Raw genomic sequence first — 25,220 nt, 5'->3', positions numbered from 1 at the left:
CCTCTAAAGTATAACATGGCCTACAAATTTACTCATATTGTCTAAAATATCTCCGCCTTTTCTAAAACTCAGGCCACAGGCTTCATAGGCAAAGAAAACACCTGCCTGATATTTTTTTCCATGGACATCTTCTGGAAATTCCACATATTCCTGGTAGATTTTTTTATGATTCGCATAGGGACCGTCAGTCTGAATGCTGATACTTCCGTTTGCTTCAATAATCTTTGTATTGGCACCTTCGCGTCCAAAAACAGGTTTTTCAACTTGCTTGAGTCCCTGAAGCGGTTCAAAAGAGGTTTTAAGAAGGTAAGGCGAATCCGGAAAAAGTTCACATAAAATTGCCATCATTCCTTTTGACTGGAAGAGTAAAGTATAGGCAGGGTTTAAAATGATGGCTTTTTGGTTTTGAATGATATTTGTGAGTGTTGTGGCGAGTTCCGGCTCATCAACTGCAATGTCTTCCCACGGATAAAGTTTAAACCAGTACTCATAATTTATGTCATCACTGTCATAAATGCCATCTTCATCAAAGCGGACATTCTGTAAAAACTCAAACTTTGTAACAAATCCGGCATCGGTTGCCATTTGCTGCAGGAGTTTTGTGGTGGCTTCTTCTTCGTCATTGCCTTCAACAGAAGAAAAAAGAATTTTCCAGCCGTCATAGAATTCTTCAAACTTGTCTGTGTCATCAAAGAGTGTAACGAGTCTTTTAAAATTGTTAGTGACGGCCTCATATACATTGTTAAACTGACGCTCTTCGTCCATATCATTGGATTTTAAAATTGCCCATTGTAAAAGTGCAGTCTCAAAAAGTGCTGTAGGGGTGTCGGCATTGAATTCTATAAGTTTTATATCCTGTCCGTCAATACCGCCTGCCAAATCAAAACGACTGTAAATATGCCAATGGACATCGTTTTCCCAGCTTTTTTTAATGCTCTCTATAAGATTGAAAGGAATGCCCAAATCAAAAAAGAGATCATTGCTGATGACATATTCGGCTGCTTCGACATACATATCATAAAGAGTATTTGCTGCCTCATAATAGGCCTCTGCTTCTTCCTGGGTGACTTCTACAAGTTCATCGCTGACATACTTGCTGCCGTCAGAATCAGTGTGCCAGGTAAAGCCTATCTCTTCTAAGGTTTCATCGTCTATTGGACTCAGTTTTTGTGTCGTTATCATCTATCAGCCTCCAAAAAATCCGCCACTGCTTCTGCTGTAGCTTGAGCTTCTTGAAGTGCCGCCAAAGAAGCTTTTTCTGCTGCTTGTTGATTTTCTTGCTGCCTTGCCTGCTGCCGAACGGCTGTAGGCACTTCTGTTGACACTGCTTGCATTTCTGGAAAAACTTTTGTTGTTCATCAGCGCATTGCCTATCATATTTCCGAGTAAACTTCCTGCCGCAACGGCTAAAATAGTACCGGCAAGTCCCATGCCTGCACTGCCTGAATTGTCTTGAAGTGTTTCGCTTGTACCGTTTTGTACTTTTTGATACTCTTGTGCAGCTAAAGCTTTCATCTCTTCTTCGTTCATAAAACGCTCTGTGACTCTGCCAAATTCATCACGTTCTCTGATGATTGCACGTGAAGGTCCCTGTGTCGGCATCTCTTCGACAACTTTATACTTTCCGTTTGGCTGTTGTTCTATGACCAAAAATTTATTTTGTGCTTCTTGTTGTTTTTGCTCACATCCTGTAAGCGTACTCATCATTAAAACACCTGCAGTTCCTAAAACAACACCGCTGGCAATTGAAGAAATATGTTTCATACTAATATTGACCTCGAATTTTATTTTTATCTAGAATTATAACTTTTTTTAGTTCATAATCGTAAAATGTTATATTTTTTCTTCCATCATAGTAGAGATCACCATGATAGAAAAATTTGTCCGTTTTGAGTGTAATGTTTTTTTTCATAAGCATCATTTCTCCAACAGCTTTTCCTATAGGAGGAATAAGCGTTGCAAAAGAGAGGACAAAGAGAGAACCTATAACAATCAGTGCTGTTTTTGTGCTGGCATAGACTACAAGATAGCCAAGAACTATAGAAAAAAATAAAAATAAAAATAAATTTTGATGATCAGCAAATAAAATATTGTAGTATACATGTACACCATAAAAATCAATATAATTGAGTTTCACACCCAATATAATGAAAAAATCAAGTATGAAAGTAAAAAACATACCGCTTAGCAGCGCCTGGAACAGTTTGCTCATCGTAACCTCTTTATTTTTTTATGGTTGATTTTATAGAGTTTTGAAGCCTGACCTTCAAACAGTCCTCTTATGTCTTCTATTATTATATCAGCTTTTTGTTCACAAAAAGTTCTTGAAAAGTTTTTACCGCTTTCATTGGCAGATGTAGAGTATGTCCATTCCTTTTGTCTCAAATAAGAAGAATCAACGACATCTTCTGCAACCCGAAAAGCATGGTTTTTTACTATAAAGGTTGTTTTTTTTGAGCGTCTGACTCTGTTTTTTTGACTGTTTGGAACTCTTTTATGCTCTTTTTTTAATGCGTGAAAATTTTTATAAACAACAATGAAAGGTTTGGTATTTGGACGTGATTTTACTGCAGAGAGTTTAGGTGCATCCTGTGACAAAAAACCGACAGTAGTGTCGGTTTGTGAGAGAATGATATTTGTTTTTATACTAAAAAATCTTGCAGGGCTGTTGAGCTTGACCATTTTTCATCTTCCATCTCATCGAGTGCGAGTATCAGTGCTCTTGCTGCACTGAGTGTTGTAAAGTAAGGAATACTTCTTTTAAGCACTTCTTGGCGAATGACAACAGCATCTTTTTTGGATGTGTTGTTGTCAGATGTATTAATTGCCATTGCTATTTCATCATTTTTCATGCTGTCTTCGATATTTGGACGACCTTCTGAAATTTTTAAAACCACTTCACATGCTATGCCTGCTTCTTCTATGGCCTTTTGTGTCCCTTTTGTTGCAACAAGTCTAAAGCCGTGTTCAACCAGACCTTTTGCTATTTCAGGAGCATGTTTTTTATCTGTATCAACAAAAGAGAGGAAACATGTTCCGCCTGTCGGAATATTGTTTCCTGCACTGAGCTGTGCTTTTGCAAAACTTACCCCGAAGTTTTTACTGATACCCATGACTTCACCCGTAGACTTCATTTCCGGACTTAATACCAAATCGGCACCGTAAAGTTTATGAAAAGGAAATACCGCTTCTTTGACAGAGACATGCCCTTTGAGACGAGGACGAAGCAGACCGTTGTGTTCTTCAACTATTTCATATTTGTCATAGTAGGCGAGTGAACTTCTTAAATCTTTGCCCATCATAACACGTGTGGCTACTTTTGCAAGAGGCATACCGGTTGCTTTTGAGACAAAAGGAACTGTACGTGAAGCACGAGGATTGACCTCAATAAGATAGATTTCGTCCTGATAAATTGCATACTGTACATTCATCAGTCCGACAACGCCAAGACCGAGTGCGATGACTTTTGTCTGCTGCTCAACTTTTTCTATCATATCCTGTGTTAAATTCATCGGAGGTAGTGAACATGCCGAATCTCCGGAGTGTATGCCTGCCTCTTCGATGTGTTGCATAACAGAACCGATGTAGACATCTTTGCCGTCACAAATACAATCCACATCAAGCTCAATGGCCTGATCCAAAAATTTGTCTACTAAAACAGGGGCCTCATTGGAGACAGAAATGGCAAGATCCATGTATTGACGAAGTTCATCTTCTGAGTAGACAATACGCATCCCGCGTCCGCCAAGAACAAAAGAAGGGCGAACAAGCACAGGATAACCCAATCGCTCAGCTATAATGAATGATTCTTCTTTTGTCCGTGCCAAACCATTTGCAGGCTGTTTGAGATTATGTGCTTTTACAAAGTCGCTAAACTGTTCTCTGTCTTCTGCCAAATCAATGACGGATGAGGGTGTTCCTGAAATTTTTGCACCGATTTTTGTCAAAGAGTCCGCAAGTTTGAGTGGTGTTTGCCCTCCAAAGTGAACGATAATTCCATCAGGATTTTCATTTTCTATCACTTCGCGTACATGTTCAAAATCTATCGGTTCAAAATAGAGTACATCAGATGTGTCATAGTCGGTAGAGACTGTTTCAGGATTACAGTTATACATGATGGTCTCTATGCCCATCTCTTTAAGTGCGAATGCCGCATGAACACAACAGTAGTCAAACTCGATTCCCTGTCCTATACGATTTGGTCCACCGCCTAAAATAAGCACTTTTTGTTTATCACTCTGTCGGTTTGTGACATTTGGCAGTTTTGTAATGTTTGTTGTTGAGTAGAGATAAGGAGTGAGTGCTTCAAACTCAGCGGCACAAGTGTCTACTTCATTGTATTCCAAACTGATGCCAAGCTTTTTTCTTGCTTCATAGATCAGGTCTTCACTCACTGTTTCTTGAGAATTTTTTGCGATAAGCTGTGCAATTCTTTTGTCAGAAAAACCGTCAACTTTTACTTTTCGCATTAACTCCTCATCAAAAAGGATTTTATCGTTGATGGTTGCTTCTGTTTTCATCATCTCTTGTATTTGATACAAGAACCATGGATCAATCTGGCAGGTGTCAAACATCTCCTGTATACTCATGCCACGACGAAAACCTTCGGCAACATACAAGATTCTGTCAGCATTGGGACGACGGATCTCATGTTTAACAAATTCATCATCCGCCTCAATGTCATCAAAACCGCAAAGTCCTGTTTCAAGGGAGCAGAGTGCTTTTTGAACAGACTCTTTAAAAGTACGACCAATTGCCATAACTTCACCGACTGATTTCATAGATGTGCTGAGTGTACTTTGTGCTTCAGGAAATTTTTCAAATGTAAAACGCGGTATTTTTGTAACAACATAATCTATAACCGGCTCAAATGCAGCAGGTGTTCCCGTGATGTCATTTTCAATCTCATCAAGGGTAAATCCGACTGCTAAAAGGGTGGCTACTTTGGCAATAGGATATCCTGTTGCCTTACTTGCCAATGCAGAAGAACGCGAAACACGCGGATTCATCTCAATGACAATCATGCGTCCTGTTTTTGGGTCAATGGAAAACTGAACGTTTGAGCCACCTGTGTCAACGCCGACTTCACGTAAAATTGCAAAAGAGGCATCACGCATTCTTTGATACTCTTTGTCTGTGAGTGTTAGGGCAGGGGCTACTGTTATAGAGTCTCCTGTGTGGACACCCATAGGGTCGAAATTTTCTATAGAACAAACAATGATACAGTTGTCCGCTTTGTCACGGATAACTTCCATTTCATACTCTTTCCATCCAAGCATGGATTCCATAATCTCTATTTCATTCACCGGTGAAGCTGAAATGCCTTCTTGTGCAAGTTTTTTAAACTCTTCCATGTTATAGGCAACACCGGAACCGCCACCGGCAAGAGTAAACGAAGCTCTTGAGATGACCGGAAAACCTATCTCTTTGACAACTTCTATGGCCTCTTCAACACTGTAGGCATTTCTGCTTTTTGGCAAATCCATACCGATTTTTGTCATCGCTTCATTAAAAAGCTGTCTGTCTTCGCCTTTGTTAATTGCTTCAGGGTTTGCACCTAAAAATTCTACACCTTCAAGCATCCCTTTTTCATACATACTCATAGCTACATTGAGTGCAGTCTGTCCGCCCATAGTCGGCAAAACAGCATCTACTTTTTCATCTTTGATGATTTTGGCGATAACATCTTCTTTGATAGGTTCTATATAGGTTCTGTCTGCAAATTCAGGATCAGTCATAATGGTTGCAGGATTTGAGTTGATGAGAACAACGCGGTAACCCAATTCTTTTAATGTTTTAACAGCCTGTGTTCCAGAATAGTCAAATTCACAGGCCTGACCGATAATAATCGGGCCAGAACCTATAAGTAAAATAGTTTTTATGTCGGTGCGTTTTGGCATTTGTTCCCTCTTAAATATGGTTATATAAATTTAGAGATTATAGCCAAAAGGCACTTAATAGGAGTTTAGTTATACCAATCCCCAGTAAAGATATAGGTAAATCCCACGAAAAATAAAATAAATCTTAATCAATAGATTCAAAAGAACTGGAAGAAATATTGCTTAGACTCCTAAAACAAGGAGTTTACCATCAAATTAACACGCACAAAAGCCTTACTTGAATCGCTAAAAAGTATCCCAGACTATAGAGTAGATACAGGGAAGATAGAATATCCATTGCACGAAGTTCTTTTCATGACACTTTTTGCACTTATCAAAGGAAATACAACTTTTAAGGATATATTTTCATGGATGATATATAACAAAGACAATGCAATACTCAAAGAGATTTTTGATAAAGAAGAGATAACGATTCCTTCCAAATCAACATATCATCGTTTATTGATAAACACAGATAATAATGCTTTGGAAAAAGTATTTAGAGAGTTCTTTTTTCCATTCATTGCACAAGAAAATATTGCTATTGACGGGAAGTGGCTGAGAGGTAGCGACGTGAATGGTCAATACACACAGGAAAGACATAAAGCAATACTAAATATCTTGGATAAAGATATAAAAATAGTGTTTGCTCACAAGTTTTTAGATAAAAATAAGAGTAGCGAAATTACTGCACTCAAAGAGGTTTTAAACGATAATATTTTTAGCAATGAAGGACAGATATTTTCCTTTGATGCACTGCTTACTCAATCAGAGATTCTCAACACTATTGATGAGCAAGGTAACAGATATATAGCAAAACTCAAAGATAACCAGAAACACCTCAAAGAGAAAGCTATAAAGACCATAGAAGAGTTTAATCAGCCTACAGATAGAGTTGATGATGAAGATAGCTATTTAACTGAAAACAACAAAAGAGTCTCTCGAAAAGTAGAAGTTTTTCAAAATAAAAGTGCTGATTTAGTTATGTATCATGAGAACTTTCAAAATATTCAATCACTCATTAAAGTGACGAAAACATTAACAAATGCACAGACTGGTGAAGTTACAATTTCAACTCAATATTTAATGGCTAACTTTAAAACAACTGCAAAAGAGTTTCTTCAAAAGATACTGCAACATTGGAGAGTGGAAACATATCACTATCACTTAGATATGCTTACTGAAGAAGATGACCATATAGCATATAAAGAGCCTTTCTCTATAGCTATTCTTAGAAGTTTTACTGTTAATCTTTATCAGTTGTTTTTAAATGAGAACAAAGATAAAAAGGTACTCCTAACCGGTAAAACTACAATGGCAGATATTAAAAGAAATGCTCTTTATCGTGATGATTTTAGTGTTCAATTGATTGAATCAAACTATATTGATTAAGATTTGTTTTATTTTTCGTGGGATTTACCTAGTAAAGATATGAAACTTAAACGATAGTATTTCATTATAGTGCAAGGCGAAATCCCGTAGGGGCTACAAGTAGCCTCAAGGGTTTTCAACGAAGCAATATGGTGCAATACTATCGCCCGAAGGGTTAAAAATAAGTTATCATCTACTTCGTTAGACTATTTTGAAGCTACCAGTAGCTCCTGCAACACTCTGCCTTGTATCTAATAGCTTATTTTTAATTTAAATTTCATATCTTTACTGGGGATTGGTATCAATAGATAAAAGTGTAGATAACCGAGGCAAGTCCAGAGTAAATAAATTTGTTGTTTACCAAAGGACTGTTGTAGGCACTGTTTGGAATTCTGTCTGCTCTTATGTTCAAAAGAGCTGAGAGCTTTTTGGTCAGAGGATATTTAATATATGTTTGCACGGCAAATGAAAATCCTCCCTTTGGCATGTAAGCAGGACGCTGCAGTGTTGCTTCGGAATTTTTGACGCCGTAATAATAGTCAAGAAATTTTCTGGGCTGGTATAAAAGTACAGCACTCGGATAAAAAATAAATCGACCTGCTGTGTACTTGTCACCAATTTCTACACTGCCTACCCATGAATTATATTTATTGAGGATGTCGGCCAAAAGCATTACTTCAATATAGGCAGAGTCTTTATAGCCGGCACTAAAAGCAATACCACCTTCCATTGTTGAGTCTTTGTCACTCATTCCCTGTAAAGAGACGGAGTCTGATGCTTTGTAGCCAAGTGTTCTCGGCTGCACAGTAAAGGAAAATCCCCAGGAATATTCCTCTTTTTTGTCTCCTAAAAAGTAAAGCCCGAATCTGCTCCATCTTGCATACACAACAGAATTGTCAAAAAAGATTACCGGTGAAGGCAAAACAAGGGCAGAAGCCTCCTTGTACGGTTGACTCTGAAAGTACGGTCCGGCACCGATAGTAATTTCCTGTTTGTTTTGTTGGGCTGTAAGATGTAAAAACAACAACACCAAGATTATGAAATATTTCATTTTAGACTCCTTATTATATGAAAATAACCCGGCTCGTTCGCCTTGTAGTATTGTTTAACGACAGCATTTTGATAGCCTTGTGATCTTGTAACAGAAAGAACCTTTCCTACTTTGAGACCTTTAAAAAAAATGTTGTCGAGACCTGATGTGATCACTTCATCCCCGGGTTTGATACTGAACCAGGCCGGTATGAAATTGATAACTATATTTTCTGCATTGTTCCCATGTGCAATACCGGGTGCTTTTTCTTTCCCTACATAAACAGAGTAGGCACTTTTTATGTCAGAATTAAGCAGTGCCAGAGGTTTGTTGTTTTTTGCTATCACTATTCCTGCAACAAACTCTTTGTAGGTTAAGCCATAAATTTTTGAGGCATTATAATCTGGAATATCCATCCATAATCTGTTGATATTTCCAAATTTTTCATACGATATTGCACGGACAAGCTCTACTTTTGGATCTGTTTTGAGTGAAGAGTTGTTTTCTTTGTATAAATCCTTGAGTTCAGAAGTGAGTTGCTGCAGGAGAAGATGGTTATTTTCATATTTTTTCAGTCTGTTTTTTAGATTCTCTATCTCCTGTGCCTGAAATAAATATTTGTCTGTTTTGTTGTTAAAAAATTCTATACTGTTAAGATAATTTGATTTTATAGTGTTGAGTGCTGAAACAATTGGAGACTGTATAGGGTTGTTGTAGTATAAAGCACCCATAAAGAGTGCTATCAGGATAAAAAAATAGACAAACGTTTTTTTATTCATTCTCAAAAAGTTCTTGAAGGAGGTCTATCTCTTCCAAAGCTCTTCCTGTTCCCCGTGCAACAGCCAAAAGAGGTTCGTCGGCTACAAAAACGGGAATTCTGACAATGTCTGAGAGATATTTGTCAAGTTGACGGATCAAAGCACCGCCACCGGTTAAAATAATACCGTGGTTGACAATGTCACCGGCTAAATCAGGCGGCATTCTTTCTAAAACATCCCGTAGTGCTTCGGCGACTTCTTTGAGCGGTTCTTTCATAGCTTCTCTGGCATCTTCGCTTGTAAGTTCCACGGAACTCAGCAGTCCTTCAACCTGATCGCGTCCGTTAACAACCATTGTAAGCTCCTGGTCAAGTTCTACAGCTGTTCCAATGTTTATTTTAATCTCTTCGGCAACTCTCTCTCCTATGAGAAGGTTGTACTTTTTTCTGACATAGTTGACAATACCCTGATCGATTTTATCTCCGGCTGTACGGATGGACTTTGAGAGCACAAGACCGCCAAGAGAGACAACACCTATTTCAGTTGTACCGCCACCAATGTCTACAACAAGATTCCCCTGTGGTTCCCGAATATCTATGCCGGCTCCGATAGCTGCTGCCATAGGCTCTTCTATGAGAAAAACTTCGCGTGCTCCGGCACTTAAAGCAGACTCGCGAACAGCTTTTCTTTCAACCTGTGTCAATCCGTAAGGGACACAGATAATAATACGGGGAGATATTAAAGAGCTTCTTCCATGTGCTTTTTCGATGAATTTGCGGATCATTTTTTCAGTCATGTCAAAATCAGCGATAACACCGTCACGCATAGGACGGATGGCTTTGATATTGCCGGGAGTCTTTCCTACCATTTCTTTTGCTTCATGTCCGACAGCCAGCACACGCTGTTGTCCATATTTTTCGGTTTTGACAGCAACAACAGAAGGCTCGTTGATAATGATTCCCCGACCTTTTGCTATTACAATTGTATTGGCAGTTCCCAAGTCGATTGAAAGGTCATTTGAAAAAAGTCCGACTATTTTATTAAATATCATTTATTGTGCCTTATGCTGTTTTTTGTGTTGTTTTCTTAATGTAAAGAGGTTGTTCGCCATTTTCAATGACTTCTTTTGTAATCATTACTTCATAACCGCTGTATTCAGGGAGTTCATACATGATATCTATCATGCTCTCTTCTAAAATTGCACGAAGTCCCCGTGCGCCTGTTTTTCTTTTGATGGCTTTTTTTGCTATGGCACGGAGTGCATCTTCTTCAAAGTTCAGTTCCACATCATCTATGGCAAAAAGTTTTTTATACTGTCTTACCAATGAGTTTTTCGGCTCTGTTAAAATGCGTACCATGTCATCTTCAGTGATTTCATTGAGTGATGCAATGATAGGGAGACGTCCGACAAGCTCGGGAATAAGTCCGTAATGAACCAGGTCATCCGGTTCAACCATGTCAAATGTAGGTTTTTTCTCTTCTTTTGTTTTCTTTTCCTGTCCGAAACCAAGAACATTTTCACCCTGTTTACGCTTTAAAATATCTTCAAGTCCGTCAAAGGCACCGCCACAGATAAATAAAATATTTGTAGTATCAATAGCTGTAAACTCCTGATTAGGATGTTTTCTTCCGCCCTTTGGCGGGATATTGACAGAAGAACCTTCGATGATTTTTAAAAGTGCCTGTTGGACACCTTCTCCTGAAACATCACGGGTAATGGAGCGGTTTTCGCTCATACGTGAAACTTTGTCAACTTCATCAAGAAAGATGATGCCTTTTTGTGCACGCTCGACATCACCGTCGGCTGCCTGAATGAGTTTTGTCAAAATGTTTTCAACATCTTCTCCGACATATCCGGCTTCTGTCAGACTTGTCGCATCCGCAATGGCGATAGGGACATTCAATACCCGTGCAATGGTCTGTGCCATCAGTGTTTTACCGCTTCCTGTAGGACCGATAAGCAGAATGTTTGACTTTGAAATTTCCGTATCATCTTCATCTGATTTGTGCATTTTAAATATACGCTTGTAGTGATTATAAACAGCAACGCTCAGGAGTTTTCTTGCTCTTTCCTGTCCTATAATATACTCACCCAAAAAAGCATCAAGCTCTTTTGGTGTCATAAGTTTGTGTACTGCATCAACAAGTTCGCTGTTGTTCTCTTTTGCAAGTTCTTTTTCATCACCAAACATTATTTTGTAAGCTGAAACAACACAGTTTTTACAAATGTAAACACCGTTGCCTGCTATTAGAGGGTTTTTTTCGCTTTCGCTTGCATCACAAAAGCTGCAATGTCTGTGTATCATACTTTTTTCCTTTCAAACGGAATTCCGCGTTTTGTTGTAATGACAAAGTTACATAAATCTGTTACATAATGATTGTCTGAGTTTTCCAGCAGTTCGCTTGCTGTATCTTTGAGTGGTCTGCCTGATTCAAAAAGTTCTCTGTAGGCTGATTTAAGGGCATTGATGTCATCTCTTGACAAATGTCTTCTCAGACCTGTTAAATTAAGTCCTCTTAGAGAAGCACGGTTTCCCTCAGCCATACAAAAGGGAGGAATATCCTGTGCCAAAGCCGAAGCGCCTCCCACCATGGCATAATCGCCTACATGTACAAACTGATGAATTGGTGTCATACCGCCAATGACAACATAGTTGCCAAGTTCCACATGTCCTGCAAGTGTCGCAGCATTTGCCAAAATGCAGTGATTGCCGATGATAACATCATGTCCAAGGTGAACATATCCCATAAAAAGGTTATCGTTTCCTATGATGGTTTTTCCGCCACCGCCTTTGGTACCCGGGTTAAAAAGGGTAAATTCACGGATAGTATTGTTGTCGCCGATGATAAGTTCAACATCTTCACCGTTGAATTTCAGGTCTTGCGGAATTGAACCGATGACTGCATGTGAAAAAATTTTGTTGTTTTTGCCGATAGTCGTTTTTCCGTAAATACAGCTGTTTGCATCTATGCTTGTTCCATTGCCAATCGTTGCTTCACTTGAGATAAAGCAAAATGGTCCGATTGTAACATTTTCTCCGATTGTCGCGCCGTCTTCAATAACGGCAAGTTGAGATATTTGAGACAAAAATAAATCCTTTACTTGTCAACTATCATAGCTTTAAGTTCTGCTTCGCTTGCCAATTTGTCATCAACATAGGCTTCACCTTTAAGCATCCAGATAGTACCTTTTTGTTTTATGACAGAAATTCTGTATTCGAGTTTGTCTCCCGGTTTTACAGGCATTCTGAATTTTGCTTTGTCGATGCTCATGAAATAGACTACTTTGTTTGCTATCTCTTCCTCTGTAAGGTCTCCCATACTTAAAAATGACAATATGCCGCCGGCCTGTGCCATTCCTTCTAAAATCATAACACCAGGATAAATCGGATGACCGGGAAAGTGTCCCTGAAAGACCGGTTCTGAAATAGAGACATTTTTGTAAGCAGTAACCGATTGTCCCTTTTCGAGCTGAGTAACTCTGTCAACTAATAAAAAAGGATAACGGTGAGGAAGAATTTTTTGTATTTCTGTAACATCCATAAGCATATTTATAAACCTTATAACAATATTTTTTTGATATTTTATCTAATTTATTGTTAAGAAAAGATAATAAGTTTTTCTTTGGTGTCTTCATATACTTTGGCATCGAGTTCAAGCATAAGCTTGGCCTGCGGTATATCCTGAACAACTATTATGGGAGTTATGTCATAATCTGAGCCCGATACAACAGCTCTGAGTCTCTGCTCTTTTTCAAAATCCAAAGGATTGTAAATAAGCTCTTTGACAGATTTATAAGTTGATTTGCTCAAGTCATTGTAGGTTTGCAAAGTGATAAATTTTATCTCTTCACGATTAAAATAATGCACTCCATTGTGTGAAAATTCTATACGTCCTTGTGCTTTTTTTCTCGGTAGAGTAGAGTAACTTAGAGCATAGGCTTCAAGAATATCTTTTTTACCCGATGTGAGTTTACACTTAAATTGTCTGTAGTTTAAAAATTTTTGTTTGATTATTTTATATACTTTGCCCTCATCTTCGAGGTTATTGCGTTTTGTGTACATGTAAAGGCGTTCTTCGATGGAAGCAGGCAGCATTTGTCCTGAAATCGGAGAAAACATTTCATCCATCAGTTTGTTTTGCTGGTCGCGTTGCATGGTAAGACCGAAAATACAGCCACAGTAGTCCTGACGGTAGAGTTGTTCTTCTTTTGTGACACGGCTTTGATTCTGTGTTCCGCCGCCGCTTCTGTAGTCAACGGCTACAAACTCAACACCGTGACTTTTATAAAATTCGTCACCGACACGTTTAAGCTGTTCCTGGGACTTGAGCGGACTTACCAAAAGTGTTGTTGTTATCTTCTTTTCACCGAGTTCGAGGGCTTTTTTTGCACTTGTTGTAAAACGTTTGTCAAAACAGACTTCACAACGAGCCCCTTTTTCAGGTTCATTTTCGAGTCCACGAACTGCTTCAAGCCAGTTTTCATAGTCATATTCGCCTTCTAAAAGTTCTATTCCGAGTTTGTCACAACTGCGTTTTACATCAAGTAATCGCAGTTGATATTCAGAATAGGGGTGAATATTCGGGTCATAAAAAAAACCGGTCAGTTTTTCATCCGGAAAATCTTTTTGAAGTTTTTCCAGAAAGAAGTGTGAGTCAACACTGCAACAGATGTGTACTAAGATGATTTTTCCTTGAAAGATTTTTTAGGTAATGAGTATTTTTCGGAACCTGGGTTTTAACCTGGGCCTTAGTCTTTAAAAACACAAAGCCGGCACTAAAGTACCGGTTCCGAAAAAGTTTACAAGCTTACATGTAAATAAATAAAGTTATTTAAAACTAGTCTCTTTTTTCGTGAATCTCTATAGTTTTTATTTCGTCCTGCCCTTCAATTGAATCTAAAACCGCAAAACTCTCAGCGTCATTTTCTTCAATTCCGCCAAAAACTGTATGGACACCATCTAAATGCGGACACGGCACAAAACAGATAAAGAACTGGCTTCCGCCTGTGTTTTGCCCGGCATGTGCCATAGAAAGTGTTCCTTTGACATGTTTGTGCGTATTTTTGTCAGTCTCACATGCAATAGACCAGCCCGGACCACCTGTTCCAGTTCCCTGCGGACAACCGCCCTGTGCCATAAAACCAGGAATAACACGGTGAAAACTAAGGTTGTCATAAAATCCTGTTTGTGCCAAATGTGCAAAGTTTGCAACGGTATTTGGTGTTTCCTCCGGATAAAGTTTAATCCAGATATCGCCTTTGTTTGTTACGATTTTTGCATATTGCAGTTTTTTTAATTCTTCTTCGCTTAAATTGTATTCTTTGAGTTGTGATTTTCCAAACATATAAACCTCTTTATTTTATTTTTTTGTTATTATAGTTAAACTTTATAAATATATCTTGTATTTTTAAAATTAAGTACTTAAAAGCGGTATAATTTTGTTGAGAAAAATAGGGATAAAAAATGCAAAAGAAGAGATTTACATCTTGGACTATCAAGCAAGCCAATACTGTTACAACTGTTGTTATATTGGTCTTTGTTATTATATTTGCCTATTTGCTGATAAAAGAAAATTATCAGGATTATGAAAAAACGATCTACAAGCAAGAACACAGTGTGGCTGATTACGGAGATACACAAAAACAGCTCAAAAGCCTTCTGGTGAAAAATACTTTAGCTATTGTGACACTCTCTTTTATACTTTTTGCAATCATGCTTGGATTGTATAAGATATTTTATGCGTTGATTCAAAATGATATGCATCGGTTTTTGAATTTTTTTAAAAATGCGGCACACAAAGAAGCATTGCTGAGTCCTGATGAAATTTTTTTTAAAGAATTTAAAGAGATGGTTCTGTATGCAAATGAAATGGTAAAGACAATAAATCAGCAAAAGCTATCATTAAAAGAGATCAATCTTATTCTTGAAAAAAAGGTACAAAAGAAAACATTGTATTTGGAAGAGGCAAATGCAAAACTTTTAGAAGAGAAAAAGTTTTCAGAGGAGATACTTGCCGCACAAAAAGAGTTTTTACGCTACACTGTGCACGAAACAAATACGCCTCTGAGTGTTATTTTGACAAGTATAGAACTGTATGAAATGAAAAATAAAAAAGACAGACAATTGTCCAAAATAGAAGCAGCTGCAAAAAATATATTTAATATATATGATGATTTGAGTTATCTTGTAAAAAAAGATCAGGTGCCGTATCCCAAAGTCTCAATTGAACTGGTTTCGTATCTCAGCATGCGGATAGAGTTTTTCAGAGATGTTGCACATCTGGCTAAAATTGATTTTGAATACAGCAGTGATTTGGACAAGGTTTATATTTATTTTAATGAAACAAAACTTCAGCGTATTGTAGACAATACTATTACAAATGCCATCAAATACACTTTGCCAGAGGAAACAGTCTTCTTACATGTAAAGCAAACAGGAGCAGATGTGATGTTTAGTGTAGCAAGCAAGTCTAAAATTATAAAAAATCCGGAGAAAATTTTTGATGCATACTACAGAGAAAACAACAATGTCAAAGGATTTGGATTGGGGCTGCAGTTGGTGAAAAATATTTGTGAAGAAGACAATGTGCGCATAGATATAGCATCCACTGACAAACTGACTACATTTGAATACAAATTTAAAATGATGGGTGAATAATGAAAATTCTTTTACTGGAAGATGAAATAATGTTAAACGAATCTATACAGGAGTATCTGCAGGAGCAGGGGCATATTGTTGTAAGTTTTACAGACGGTCTTGAAGCATTTGAAAATCTTCAAAAAGACGACTATGATTTATTGATCTTGGATATCTCTGTACCAAATATAGACGGATTGACACTTTTGGAAAAACTTCATGCAATCAAAATTCATACGCCTAGCATTTATATCAGTGCCCTGGTAGATATAGAAGATATCTCCCGTGCCTATGATCTGGGATGCTATGATTACTTGAAAAAACCTTTTCATTTAAAAGAGCTTGCTTTGAAAATTGACAGAATTTTGACAGACAAAGATATTCCTCTGGTTTTTCTCAGGCTTTCAAAAAACTATATGTATGATCAGGAAAACAATACGCTTTTGTTTCAGAATACTCCCCAGATTCTTACAAAAAAACAATCACAGATTATAGATATTTTAGCCAGGAACAGAAGCAGAATAGTCGATTTTGAACAGTTTCGTATATATGTATGGGATGAACAAATTGTAGACAATGCAACCATAAGAGCAGAGATTAACAGGCTGAAAAAAGTACTTCATGAAGATATTATTGTTAATGTCAGAGGCATGGGGTATATGATCGAAAAATAAGTGAAGTTTAGATTGTTACCTATTGATACACAGCAGAGATTAGATTTTGATTTTGTGTAAAAAATATGAATTGCTACGTTAATGCTATGTTTTGGATTTATGATTACCTTATCAAACAGTGGAGGTATATATGAAAAAAATTGCATTAAGTATGTTTGTTACAGCATTGGTGACAAGTGTATATGCTGATTATGACGGCGTGAATATAAAATTAAAGCATGGTATTACAGAGACACCAGAGGTGCATGTTCTTTCTGATGATATAAAAGATATGTTTCTAAAAGGAACAACAAGCGGTCAGATTAGAATGTTTTATGTGGACAGACAATACCAAGGAGGTTCAGGAGCAGATACATACAGAGATGCTACTGTTTTAGGTGGCCATCTCAAGTATGAAACAGCTACATTAAATGGCATTCGTTTGGCTGCGGCTTTTTATACAGTGCAGGATCTTGGAGTGCAGCAACACACTGCCCAGTCACCGGCACTGCTTGGAACAGGGTACAAGTCATATTCAATTCTTGGTGAGGGGTATCTTGGATACAATTTCAGTGAATATGGGCTAAAAAGTGATGCTAAGCTCGGTTATCAGAGATATGACTCTTTAATGATGGGATCAGACGATGCAAGAACGCTTCCAAATACTTTTAGAGCATACAAGTTTGTAAGCAAGGATGTGAAAAATATTACTGTGCAAATAGCACATGTAGACAGAATCGCTTATGGAACATTCGCAAATATCTATTCTGCAGGAGGAATACTCGCTGCTACTTCAGGATATACTTCAAGAGGAGTCAATGCTTCAACAGGAGTGTCAACAGGAGAGTATTTGAACCTGGGACTTGCAACAACTGGGAAAAAAACTGCAGGTGTTACAAATATTCAACTAAAATATACAGCAAAGAACTTTCATATAGATGTGTCAAATGATTATGCATGGAATCTTTATAATACACTTTATGCTGATGCAGGAGTTTCCTGGAACTGTCTGCTTAACAGTGATGTAAAACCATTTGTAAAAGTACAGATGATTAAACAAAACAGTGTTGGCAAAAAATATATGCAGTACTCTCCGCTGGGAGGGTCCGGTGAGGTAGACTCTTTTTACTGGGCAGGTAAAATCGGGGCAAAATATGAAGGTTTTGCTACATATATTGCCTACTCTCAAGCATCTTCAAACAATGCAGGAGATGATGCTTACAAAAATGCGATACTTACACAGTTTGGCGGTATGCCGGCATATACTCAGGGGATGGTGACCCGTCATATGTTTTTAGCGGGAACAAAAGCAACAAAGGTTGCTGCTGTTTATAACTTCAAACAACATGGAGTCAATCTTTCAACTGCTGCGTATTATTGCTCTTTTGATACAGATGCAAACTCTGGATATGGTGTAGCGAGAACAGCAACAGAAGCTGGATTTGATATAAAATATTATCCAAAGGCAGTTGAAAAACTGCAACTTCGTTTTCGTGGAAATTTTCCTAGAAAATTTGCAGAAACAACTCCAGGAAGTGACACTGGCTGGAATGAGTACAGACTCATTGCAAACTATAACTTTTAATACAAGGAAAAATTATGACCAAAGAACAGATACAACAGATAAAAGCAGATCCTGATTATCAAAAGCTTGTAAAAACAAGACAGGGGTTTGCTCTGAAATTAACTGTAGCGATGCTTGTAGTCTATTTTGCATTTATACTGACAATAGCTTTTGACCCTGCAACACTGGCTGTACCTCTTTCGAGTAAAACCGTAACAACAATAGGCATTCCCATTGGAATGGCTGTAATCGTTTTTGCTTTTATATTGACAGGTATATATACAAAAAGAGCCAACGGTCAGTTTGATGACTTGGCAAACAAAGTAAAAAACAAATTAAAGGATCGCTTAGATGTTTAATAGAATATTTTTATTTTTAATTTTTGGAAGTATTGCGGTATTTGCTTCTGGAACTATCAACGGTGAGATTCAAAAACAGCCGCTAAATGTTCCGGCAATTGTTATGTTTGTTATTTTTGTCGGTGCAACTCTGGGTATCACATACTGGGCAGCCAAAAGAACAAAATCTGCGAAAGATTTCTACACAGCAGGTGGTGGCATTACAGGGCTACAAAATGGTATGGCCATAGCAGGTGATTATATGTCTGCGGCATCCTTTTTGGGAATTTCTGGGCTTGTTTATCTCAAAGGGTATGACGGGCTTATCTATTCTATTGGCTTTTTGGTCGGTTGGCCGATTATTCTTTTTATTATTGCGGAGCCTTTGAGAAATCTTGGAAAATATACTTTTGCGGATGTTGCTTCGTACAGATTGCGCCAAAAACCTATTCGAATACTGGCTGCATTTGGTTCTGTTGCTACAGTGATTCTTTATCTAATTGCCCAAATGGTGGGATCAGGAAAACTGATACAGCTTTTGTTTGGTCTGCAGTATGAAGTAGCGGTTATTTTGGTTGGTGTTTTAATGATTCTTTATGTCACTTTTGGCGGGATGCTTGCAACAACCTGGGTACAGATAATTAAAGCATTCTTACTGCTTTCAGGGGCTACTTTTATGGCTATTGCCGTAATGGCACATTATGATTTCAGCTTTGGAGCATTGTTTGCTCATGCAACAGAGTTAAAAGGTGTAGAAATTATGTCTCCGGGCGGACTTGTTTCAGACCCTGTTTCTGCAATATCTTTGGCAATAGCTCTGATGTTTGGTACAGCGGGTCTGCCGCATATTTTGATGCGGTTCTTTACAGTAAGCAATGCGAAAGAGGCCCGTAAATCAGTCTTTTATGCGACAGGTTTTATCGGCTATTTTTATATACTGACATTCATCATCGGTTTTGGTGCGATTGTGATGGTGTATAAAAACCCTCAGTATCTGGATCTGGCAAAACAGGCCATAAGCGGTGGATTTCCAATTCTTGGTGGAAACAACATGGCTGCAATTCACTTGTCTCATGCAGTTGGTGGTGATTTCTTTCTTGGATTTATCTCTGCTGTGGCATTTGCAACAATTTTGGCCGTTGTTTCGGGTCTGACACTAGCCGGTGCTTCTGCAATATCACATGATTTATATGCTTCTGTGTATAAAAAAGGTGAAGTTGATGGGCTCAAAGAGATGAAAGTATCAAAAATTGCCACTGTTGTACTGGGGATTGTTGCTATTATTATGGGAATAGCATTTGAAAAGCAAAATATTGCTTTTGTTGTCGGGCTTGCGTTTGCAATAGCAGCCTCTGCCAACTTTCCGGTACTTTTACTCTCTATGTACTGGAAAAAGCTTACGACGCGTGGTGCTGTGATTGGTGGAACATTAGGATTGGCTACGGCTGTTATACTTGTTATTCTTGGTCCGATTGTCTGGGTACAGATTTTTGGCAATGCCGAAGCGATTTTTCCATATAAATACCCGGCACTCTTTTCTGTGACTGTTGCCTTTATCGGTATCTGGTTTTTCTCAGTAACTGACAAATCAGAGGCTGCAGCACAAGAGATGGAGGCTTTTGAAGCACAATACATTAGAAGCCAGACCGGTATTGGTGCCGAGGGTGCATCTGAGCATTAACTATGAGCATCTTAGACCAAAAAAAACTTATTGAGTCTATTCATCCTTTTGGCTTACTCAGTTCAGAAGAACTGAGTAAGCTGATGCAAAAAATCGACATTGCATACTACCCTAAAGAGACGCTGCTTATCAGCAAAAATCTTCCGTCTGTTGCTTTTTACATCATCATAAAAGGATATGTATCCGAGTATATTGATGATACACTACATACTGTTTATGGTGAAGGGGACAGTTTTGATGCGGATGCTTTGATTTACGGGACAACACAGAAGAGGTTTGTTGTCAGTGAAGATTTGATTTGCTATGAGATTCAAAAAGATGACTTTTTGGAATTGATACAAAACAAACGCATCCAAGAGTATTTTTTACAAGATTTTATTACACGCCATCAACATTTGAAAGAGTATTCACAGCAGAATCAATTAACTCCTTTTTTGGTATCTCAGGTAAAAGATATTTATCTTCATGCTGTTTGTATTGTTACACAAGATACAATAATAGCAGATGCTTTAAAAGAGATGAAAAAGCTTAAGGCTACATGTATTCTCGTACGGGATGAAAACAGCTACGCTATTGTTACGGATACGGACTTGAGAGAGAAGGTTTTGATGGGTAAATATGATGTGAGTGATGCCATTGTGCATATAGCATCTAAAAATATTATTACTATTGAAAAGAGTGACTTTTTATTTAATGCTTTGGTGCTTATGACGCATAATGCAATTAAACGCTTGGTTGTAAAAGAGGGTGATAAAGTTATCGGAATATTAGAACAGTTGGATTTGTTGAGTTATTTTGCAAACCATTCTTACCTGATTGCTGTGCAAATAGACAAAGCACAGAATATTGATGATTTAAAAGAGGTTCAAAATGGATTAAAAAATCTTGTAACAACACTTGATTCCAATGGTGTAAAAGTACGCTATATCAGCAAGCTTGTTGCAACACTCAACCAGAAAATATATGCAAAAGTGTTTACGATGTATGTTGATGAATCTCTGCAGGAGAAATCTGCTCTTATCATAATGGGTTCTGAGGGCAGAGAGGAACAGATACTCAAAACCGATCAAGACAATGCTCTGATTATTGCCGATGATATGGATAAAGAACTTTTTGTAGAGCCTATGCATAAACTCAACAAAGCACTTTTAGAAATAGGGTTTGTCAAGTGTGAGGGTAATGTTATGGTCTCTAATGCGTATTGGCGTCGTAATTTAGAGGATTTTAAAAATGAAATAGATAACTGGATAGCAAGTTTTAAAGGTAACAGTTTGCAAAACTTGAGTATATTTTTAGATGCAAAGTGTGTTGCGGGTGATTGTACTTTAGTGAATGTGGCAAAAGACCATCTTTTTGCACATTTTGAGAAGAGAGATGATGTTTTAGCCCATCTTGCCAAAGCAACACTTTTTTTCGAAACACCTATCTCTCTTTTTAGTGGTTTTAAGCTTGACAAAGAGCATGAAAACAAACTGGATTTGAAAAAAGGTGGCATATTTGCAATTGTTCACGGAATAAGATGTCTGGCGCTGGAGAATAAAATCAAAAAAAACAATACAATCGAACGTATCAAAGAGTTGAATAACCGAGGTGTTTTTGATAAAGTTTTTGCGACAGAACTTATAGAAAGTTTTGATACTCTATTGTCTATGAGGCTCAAAACAATGTTGTATGCAAAGGATCAAAAAGATATCAATTATATAAATCCAAAAGATTTGGATAAAACAAGCCGGGATTTGCTCAAAGATAGTTTTCAAGTGGTAGATAAACTGAAAAAGTTTATTAGTTTTCATTTTCATTTGGAAATGGTTTCATAATGCTTTTCTCTATGTTTGAACAGATGAAAAAAAAGAGAAATTTATCAAAACTCAAAGATAAATCTTTTTCTACTCTTTTTGAACAAAATGATGAAATTGTAGTTTTCGACACCGAAACCACGGGACTCAACCCAAAAGAAGATGAAATACTCTCTATAGGTGCAGTTAAGATTAAAGACAATAAAATACTGACATCACATACTTTTGAAGTTTATTTGAAAAACTTTGGAGCAATTGATGCAAAAAGTATAACAATACATGGAATTCGTCCATGTGACTTGGAGAATGCAAAAGAACCTTTGGAAGGAATTAAAGAGTTTTTGAATTATATCAAAGGTGCCACTTTGGTGGGGTACTATCTTGAGTTTGATGTTGCAATGATAAATAAATATATAAAGCCGGTACTTGGAATCACTTTGCCAAATAAAATGGTTGAAGTTTCTGAAATATATTTTGATAAAACAATTGCAATGATACCACAAGCTAATATTGATTTGCGTTTTGATACAATCTTGAAAAAATGTAATATTCCTCAAATGGGTGTGCATAATGCTGTAAATGATGCCATTATGACAGCAATGATATATTTAAAACTAACACAGGAGAAAATAGATGTCAAAAATAGAAAAAAAACCGATTTTTAAACCAAATAAAGAGTTTGCAAAAACTGCAAGAATCAAAAATATGTGTGAATATCATGAGTTGCAAGATGAAGCAATTGAAGATTATGAAGGATTTTGGGGTAGATTTGCCAAAGAAAAACTGAGCTGGAAAGAGCCGTTTACAAAAGTGATGGATGAATCGAATTACCCTTTTGTCAAATGGTTTGAAGGTGGAAAGTTAAATGTTTCAGAACAATGTATAGACCGTCATTTAGACAAACGCAAGAATAAAGCTGCGATTATTTTTGAAGGTGACCGTGGAGACAAGCAAATCATTACCTATTTGGAACTTTATTACAATGTAAACCGTTTTGCCAATTTATTAAAAAATGAATTTGGTGTCAAAAAAGGGGATAGAGTTGTCATCTATATGCCGATGATTCCCGAAGCTGCCTATGCGATGCTTGCCTGTGCCAGAATCGGTGCCATTCACTCTATAGTATTTGGTGGGTTTTCTGCAGAAGCACTCAAAGACAGAATTGAAGATGCGGATGCAAAAGTTGTGATCACTGCTGATGGCGCTTACAGAAAAGATAAGCCATATATGTTAAAACCGGTAGTAGATGCTGCACTTGCTGAGGGTGGGCCGGTAGAAAAAGTACTCGTTGTTGAGAGAAACAATGAAGATATACGATGGGTTGAAGGGCGTGACTACTCTTATAATGAACTTATTAAGATGCAAGAGGTTACATGTAAAGCAGAAATTATGGATAGTGAAGATCCACTGTTTCTACTTTACACTTCCGGAAGTACAGGAAAACCAAAAGGTGTACAACATAATTCTGCAGGATATATACTGTGGGCACAGATGACAATGGAATGGGTGTTTGATGTTAAAGAAAACGATACTTTCTGGTGTACTGCAGATATAGGTTGGATTACAGGACATACTTATATAGTTTACGGTCCGCTTGCAATGGGTGCTACAACTGTAATGTTTGAAGGGGTACCGACTTATCCTGATGCTGGTCGTCCGTGGAAAATGGTAGAAGAGTATAAAATTAATCAATTCTATACTGCTCCTACTGCAATTCGTGTATTGCATAAAATGGGAGAACATGAACCGGCTAAGTATGATTTGAGTAGCTTGAAGGTACTTGGAACTGTTGGAGAACCTATTGACCCTCCTGCATGGAAATGGTATTATGAAGAGGTGGGTGGATCTAAGTGTGCTATTGTAGATACCTATTGGCAGACAGAAACAGGTGGACATATAGTTTCTCCTCTTCCTGGAGCAACACCAATCAAGCCAGGCTGTGCAACATTTCCATTGCCTGGAATTATGGGTGAGATTCTTGATCCTGCGACAGGAGAGAGAGTAGAAGTAGGCGAAACAGGATATATGTGTATAACAAAACCTTGGCCGTCAATGATTCGTGGTGTCTGGGGTGATGAAGAGCGATTTGTCAAATCTTATTTTGGTGATGTGCAAAAAGATGGCAAGCCTGTCTATTTTACAGGTGATGGTGCTGTTTATGATGAAGACGGTTATATTACGATTACTGGACGCACAGATGATGTTATCAATGTTAGTGGACATAGAATGGGTACAGCTGAAATAGAAGCAGCTATTAAAAAACATTCAAATGTTGCTGAGGTTGCTGTTGTTGGAAAACCGCATGAACTCAAAGGAGAGGGTATTTTTGCCTACATCGTTTTAAAAGATGACAAAGGCGTGGCTGATGAGGTTGAGGAGGCAAAAATTATTAACAATATCATTAAAAAAGAGATAGGAAATATCGCTATCTGTGATGATATGGTTTTTGCACCGGGACTTCCAAAAACAAGGAGCGGAAAAATTATGCGTCGTATTTTACGCGCTATTGCCAAAGGTGAGCCAATTACTCAGGATATTTCAACTCTTGAAGATCCAGGTATTGTTGAAAAAATTGAAACAATGGTAAAGTCTAAATAATACAAGGCTTTATGTTTTGATGCTATAATTCCATAAATTTACTATAAAGAGTTGTTTATGGAATTATGTGTTGCCCTCGATTTACCTACAAAAGAAGAAAATCTCGCTTTAATTGAAAAAATAAAAGAGTATGATGTCTGGCTCAAAGTCGGACTGCGTACCTATATTCGTGACGGTGAAGCATTTTTGCAGGCTATTAAAGAAATCAACCCCGATTTTAAAATATTTCTAGACTTGAAACTTTATGATATTCCAAATACCATGGCAGATGCTGCTGAGTCTATTATGGGACTGGGTGTTGATATGTTTAATGTTCATGCAAGTGCAGGAAAGCGTGCCATGAGTACTGTGATGCAAAGACTTGAAAAATATAAAGAACGCCCCATAGTTTTGGCGGTAACGGCTTTGACATCATTTAGTGAAGATGAATTTTTTGCTGTATATGAAGCGGACATAGCAACAAAAGCAAATCAGTTTGCAAAAGATGCCATGGAGAGTGGGCTTGATGGCGTTGTCTGTTCGGCGTATGAGAGTAAGGCTATCAAAGAGCTTACATGTAAAGAGTTTATGACCCTTACTCCGGGAATTCGTCCTTTTGGTGAAGATGCGGGAGATCAAAAAAGAGTTGCCGATGTTGTCTATGCCAAAGAAGCACTTGTTGATTTTATAGTAGTTGGTCGTCCGATTTATCAGGCAAAAGAGCCTGCTGCCGTCGTAGAAAAAATATTGGCACAGATTTAAGCTAAATATTATGAAATAATGACTATAATCTCACTCTTCAAAAGGACGAGTGGGTGAGTGGCTGAAACCACATCCCTGCTAAGGATGCGTACTGGCAACGGTACCGAGAGTTCGAATCTCTCCTCGTCCACCAGAAGCCCCTATTTTAGGCCACCCATTATTTATAAATTTTA

At 37.7% G+C, this 25,220-nt stretch carries 23 protein-coding genes and 1 tRNA gene; 11 read left to right on the top strand and 13 right to left on the bottom strand.

Features of this window, described 5'->3' with window-relative positions; translation table 11 throughout:
* Positions 1–3 precede the first annotated feature (3 nt).
* From FJR45_RS07990 to carB, 5 genes are read right to left on the bottom strand one after another with little or no spacing between them, the layout of a single operon-like run.
* On the bottom strand, positions 4–1,182 hold the full coding sequence (locus FJR45_RS07990) for a glutathionylspermidine synthase family protein (RefSeq protein ID WP_193150069.1): 1,179 nt from the start codon (positions 1,180–1,182) through the stop codon (positions 4–6).
* 3 nt (positions 1,183–1,185) lie between these two features.
* On the bottom strand, positions 1,186–1,764 hold the full coding sequence (locus FJR45_RS07985; protein WP_193150068.1) for a Cj0371 family chemotaxis-regulating polar lipoprotein: 579 nt from the start codon (positions 1,762–1,764) through the stop codon (positions 1,186–1,188).
* 1 nt (position 1,765) lies between these two features.
* Positions 1,766–2,212, bottom strand: coding sequence for a hypothetical protein (locus tag FJR45_RS07980; protein ID WP_193150067.1), 447 nt, complete (start codon positions 2,210–2,212; stop codon positions 1,766–1,768).
* The gene (locus tag FJR45_RS07975; protein ID WP_193150066.1) at positions 2,209–2,682 is read right to left on the bottom strand and encodes a hypothetical protein; all 474 of its coding nucleotides are present in this window, start codon (positions 2,680–2,682) and stop codon (positions 2,209–2,211) included. The genes FJR45_RS07980 and FJR45_RS07975 overlap by 4 nt, the downstream gene beginning before the upstream one ends.
* A complete protein-coding gene (gene carB / locus FJR45_RS07970; RefSeq protein ID WP_193150065.1) occupies positions 2,643–5,900 on the bottom strand; it encodes a carbamoyl-phosphate synthase large subunit in 3,258 nt (1,085 codons plus the stop codon). The genes FJR45_RS07975 and carB overlap by 40 nt, the downstream gene beginning before the upstream one ends.
* A gap of 189 nt (positions 5,901–6,089) precedes the next feature.
* Here carB and FJR45_RS07965 point away from each other — a divergent pair, with 189 nt between their 5' ends.
* The gene (locus FJR45_RS07965; protein WP_226966519.1) at positions 6,090–7,271 is read left to right on the top strand and encodes an ISAs1 family transposase; all 1,182 of its coding nucleotides are present in this window, start codon (positions 6,090–6,092) and stop codon (positions 7,269–7,271) included.
* 280 nt (positions 7,272–7,551) lie between these two features.
* Here FJR45_RS07965 and FJR45_RS07960 read toward each other — a convergent pair whose 3' ends face one another.
* The 8 genes from FJR45_RS07960 to FJR45_RS07925 form a co-directional block, all read right to left on the bottom strand.
* Positions 7,552–8,301, bottom strand: coding sequence for a MipA/OmpV family protein (locus FJR45_RS07960; protein ID WP_193150064.1), 750 nt, complete (start codon positions 8,299–8,301; stop codon positions 7,552–7,554).
* Complete coding sequence (gene mreC / locus FJR45_RS07955; RefSeq protein WP_193150063.1) at positions 8,298–9,059, bottom strand: rod shape-determining protein MreC; 762 nt, start codon at positions 9,057–9,059, stop codon at positions 8,298–8,300. The genes FJR45_RS07960 and mreC overlap by 4 nt, the downstream gene beginning before the upstream one ends.
* The gene (locus FJR45_RS07950; protein ID WP_151900046.1) at positions 9,052–10,089 is read right to left on the bottom strand and encodes a rod shape-determining protein; all 1,038 of its coding nucleotides are present in this window, start codon (positions 10,087–10,089) and stop codon (positions 9,052–9,054) included. The genes mreC and FJR45_RS07950 overlap by 8 nt, the downstream gene beginning before the upstream one ends.
* Positions 10,090–10,099: 10 nt before the next feature.
* Positions 10,100–11,344 carry an ATP-dependent Clp protease ATP-binding subunit ClpX gene (clpX, locus tag FJR45_RS07945; protein ID WP_193150062.1) on the bottom strand — a complete coding sequence of 415 codons (1,245 nt, stop codon included), beginning with the start codon at positions 11,342–11,344 and terminating at the stop codon, positions 10,100–10,102.
* The gene (gene lpxA, locus FJR45_RS07940; RefSeq protein WP_151900048.1) at positions 11,341–12,126 is read right to left on the bottom strand and encodes an acyl-ACP--UDP-N-acetylglucosamine O-acyltransferase; all 786 of its coding nucleotides are present in this window, start codon (positions 12,124–12,126) and stop codon (positions 11,341–11,343) included. The genes clpX and lpxA overlap by 4 nt, the downstream gene beginning before the upstream one ends.
* Positions 12,127–12,137: 11 nt before the next feature.
* Complete coding sequence (gene fabZ, locus FJR45_RS07935; protein ID WP_193150061.1) at positions 12,138–12,587, bottom strand: 3-hydroxyacyl-ACP dehydratase FabZ; 450 nt, start codon at positions 12,585–12,587, stop codon at positions 12,138–12,140.
* 50 nt (positions 12,588–12,637) lie between these two features.
* A complete protein-coding gene (locus FJR45_RS07930; protein WP_193151925.1) occupies positions 12,638–13,723 on the bottom strand; it encodes an epoxyqueuosine reductase QueH in 1,086 nt (361 codons plus the stop codon).
* A gap of 154 nt (positions 13,724–13,877) precedes the next feature.
* A complete protein-coding gene (locus tag FJR45_RS07925; protein ID WP_193150060.1) occupies positions 13,878–14,384 on the bottom strand; it encodes a peptidylprolyl isomerase in 507 nt (168 codons plus the stop codon).
* 119 nt (positions 14,385–14,503) lie between these two features.
* Between FJR45_RS07925 and FJR45_RS07920 the strand changes: the two genes are divergently transcribed.
* The 10 genes from FJR45_RS07920 (at position 14,504) to FJR45_RS07875 (ending at position 25,180) form a co-directional block, all read left to right on the top strand.
* Positions 14,504–15,697: a sensor histidine kinase gene (locus tag FJR45_RS07920; protein WP_193150059.1), complete on the top strand. Its 1,194-nt coding sequence runs from the start codon at positions 14,504–14,506 to the stop codon at positions 15,695–15,697.
* Complete coding sequence (locus tag FJR45_RS07915; RefSeq protein ID WP_193150058.1) at positions 15,697–16,350, top strand: response regulator transcription factor; 654 nt, start codon at positions 15,697–15,699, stop codon at positions 16,348–16,350. Before FJR45_RS07920 ends, FJR45_RS07915 begins: the two co-directional genes overlap by 1 nt.
* A gap of 130 nt (positions 16,351–16,480) precedes the next feature.
* On the top strand, positions 16,481–17,914 hold the full coding sequence (locus tag FJR45_RS07910; RefSeq protein ID WP_193150057.1) for an OprD family porin: 1,434 nt from the start codon (positions 16,481–16,483) through the stop codon (positions 17,912–17,914).
* 14 nt (positions 17,915–17,928) lie between these two features.
* Positions 17,929–18,252 (top strand): DUF485 domain-containing protein, encoded by a 324-nt coding sequence (locus tag FJR45_RS07905; RefSeq protein WP_193150056.1) that lies wholly within the window; start codon positions 17,929–17,931, stop codon positions 18,250–18,252.
* A complete protein-coding gene (locus FJR45_RS07900; protein WP_193150055.1) occupies positions 18,245–19,912 on the top strand; it encodes a cation acetate symporter in 1,668 nt (555 codons plus the stop codon). The genes FJR45_RS07905 and FJR45_RS07900 overlap by 8 nt, the downstream gene beginning before the upstream one ends.
* Before the next feature lie 2 nt (positions 19,913–19,914).
* Complete coding sequence (locus FJR45_RS07895; protein WP_193150054.1) at positions 19,915–21,729, top strand: putative nucleotidyltransferase substrate binding domain-containing protein; 1,815 nt, start codon at positions 19,915–19,917, stop codon at positions 21,727–21,729.
* Positions 21,730–21,740: 11 nt separating this feature from the next.
* Positions 21,741–22,373: a 3'-5' exonuclease gene (locus FJR45_RS07890; protein WP_193151924.1), complete on the top strand. Its 633-nt coding sequence runs from the start codon at positions 21,741–21,743 to the stop codon at positions 22,371–22,373.
* Complete coding sequence (gene acs / locus FJR45_RS07885; RefSeq protein ID WP_193150053.1) at positions 22,342–24,306, top strand: acetate--CoA ligase; 1,965 nt, start codon at positions 22,342–22,344, stop codon at positions 24,304–24,306. Before FJR45_RS07890 ends, acs begins: the two co-directional genes overlap by 32 nt.
* A 57-nt stretch (positions 24,307–24,363) precedes the next feature.
* Positions 24,364–25,047: an orotidine-5'-phosphate decarboxylase gene (pyrF, locus tag FJR45_RS07880; protein WP_193150052.1), complete on the top strand. Its 684-nt coding sequence runs from the start codon at positions 24,364–24,366 to the stop codon at positions 25,045–25,047.
* A 43-nt stretch (positions 25,048–25,090) separates the two neighbouring features.
* A tRNA-Ser gene (locus FJR45_RS07875) sits at positions 25,091–25,180 on the top strand.
* Positions 25,181–25,220 lie beyond the last annotated feature (40 nt).

This window comes from Sulfurimonas sediminis (assembly GCF_014905115.1).
GTDB lineage: Bacteria > Campylobacterota > Campylobacteria > Campylobacterales > Sulfurimonadaceae > Sulfurimonas > Sulfurimonas sediminis.
This window is presented reverse-complemented; position numbering and strand designations above follow the sequence as displayed.